General features: G+C 49.8%; 2 protein-coding genes and 8 tRNA genes. All 10 read right to left on the bottom strand.

Annotated elements, in window-relative coordinates; translation table 11 throughout:
* Nucleotides 1-48: 48 nt before the first annotated feature.
* Nucleotides 49-180 (bottom strand): hypothetical protein, encoded by a 132-nt coding sequence (locus AB1471_RS16925; RefSeq protein ID WP_367780922.1) that lies wholly within the window; start codon nt 178-180, stop codon nt 49-51.
* A gap of 12 nt (nt 181-192) precedes the next feature.
* Nucleotides 193-324 carry a hypothetical protein gene (locus AB1471_RS16920; RefSeq protein ID WP_367780921.1) on the bottom strand — a complete coding sequence of 44 codons (132 nt, stop codon included), beginning with the start codon at nt 322-324 and terminating at the stop codon, nt 193-195.
* Between the two features lie 100 nt (nt 325-424).
* Nucleotides 425-517, bottom strand: a tRNA-Ser gene (locus tag AB1471_RS16915).
* 16 nt (nt 518-533) lie between these two features.
* A tRNA-Ile gene (locus tag AB1471_RS16910) sits at nt 534-607 on the bottom strand.
* Between the two features lie 5 nt (nt 608-612).
* Nucleotides 613-689, bottom strand: a tRNA-Met gene (locus AB1471_RS16905).
* 22 nt (nt 690-711) lie between these two features.
* Nucleotides 712-787, bottom strand: a tRNA-Ala gene (locus AB1471_RS16900).
* 17 nt (nt 788-804) lie between these two features.
* Nucleotides 805-881, bottom strand: a tRNA-Pro gene (locus AB1471_RS16895).
* A gap of 9 nt (nt 882-890) precedes the next feature.
* Nucleotides 891-967: transfer RNA gene (locus AB1471_RS16890), tRNA-Arg, on the bottom strand.
* A gap of 22 nt (nt 968-989) precedes the next feature.
* Nucleotides 990-1,075, bottom strand: a tRNA-Leu gene (locus AB1471_RS16885).
* Nucleotides 1,076-1,092: 17 nt separating this feature from the next.
* Nucleotides 1,093-1,167 (bottom strand) — tRNA-Gly (locus tag AB1471_RS16880).
* Nucleotides 1,168-1,240: the final 73 nt, after the last annotated feature.

Raw genomic sequence — 1,240 nt, 5'->3', positions numbered from 1 at the left:
CTTATGATAAGCGGCGAATCTCTTCGTCAGTTTCATCTCTTCACATCCTCACGCACGCAAGTGCGTTCCGGTGTTCATCGATTCACTTCCTCGACCTTCTTGCTTTTCATAACCCTCAAAAATATATTTTTCAAAATTGTTCGGCTTATGATAAGCGGCGAATCTCTTCGTCAGTTTCATCTCTTCACATCCTCACGCACGCAAGTGCGTTCCGGTGTTCATCGATTCACTTCCTCGACCTTCTTGCTTCTCATAATCCTCAAAAATATATTTTTCGAAATTGATTGGCTTATGATAAGCCGTGAATCTCTTCGTCAGTTTCATCTCTTCACATCCTTACGCACACAAGTGCGTTCCGGTGTTCATCGATTCACTTCCTCAACCTTCTTGCTTCTCATAACCCTTAGAAAATTCATTTGTAAAATGGAGGAGGAAGAGGGATTCGAACCCCCGCGGGATTTGACTCCCCTGTCGGTTTTCAAGACCGATCCCTTCAGCCAGACTTGGGTATTCCTCCATATAAAAAAATGTGATGGACCTTGCAGGACTCGAACCTGCGACCGGACGGTTATGAGCCGTCTGCTCTAACCAGCTGAGCTAAAGGTCCTTTTTTGGTGGCGGCAGAGGGGATCGAACCCCCGACCTCACGGGTATGAACCGTACGCTCTAGCCAGCTGAGCTACGCCGCCAAAAATCTATTATACATATATATGGTGGAGCCTAGCGGGATCGAACCGCTGACCTCCTGCGTGCAAGGCAGGCGCTCTCCCAGCTGAGCTAAGGCCCCATAAATTATGGGTAAAATGGTCGGGAAGACAGGATTCGAACCTGCGACCCCTTGGTCCCAAACCAAGTGCTCTACCAAGCTGAGCTACTCCCCGATAATATAATGGCGCGCCCGAGAGAAGTCGAATCCCTAACCTCCTGATCCGTAGTCAGACGCTCTATCCAATTGAGCTACGGGCGCATATGTTTTTTTAATAAAGAAGTGCCGAGGGCCGGACTCGAACCGGCACGGTGGGAACCCACCGCAGGATTTTAAGTCCTGTGCGTCTGCCAATTCCGCCACCCCGGCAAGGCAGTATAAATCTATGGAGCGGAAGACGAGATTCGAACTCGCGACCCCCACCTTGGCAAGGTGGTGTTCTACCACTGAACTACTCCCGCGTGGTAAAAATACTATATAGTGCGGGTGGAGGGACTTGAACCCCCACGCCTTGCGGCACTAGATCCTAAGTCT

The organism is Jeotgalibacillus marinus (assembly GCF_040801915.1).
Taxonomy (GTDB): domain Bacteria; phylum Bacillota; class Bacilli; order Bacillales; family Jeotgalibacillaceae; genus Jeotgalibacillus; species Jeotgalibacillus marinus.
This window is presented reverse-complemented; position numbering and strand designations above follow the sequence as displayed.

Bases quoted from the DNA above. Each gene is read 5' to 3' on its own strand.
- AB1471_RS16920 (WP_367780921.1), bottom strand. From the start codon at position 324: ATGAAACTGACGAAGAGATTCACGGCTTATCATAAGCCAATCAATTTC.
- AB1471_RS16925 (WP_367780922.1), bottom strand. From the start codon at position 180: ATGAAACTGACGAAGAGATTCGCCGCTTATCATAAGCCGAACAATTTT.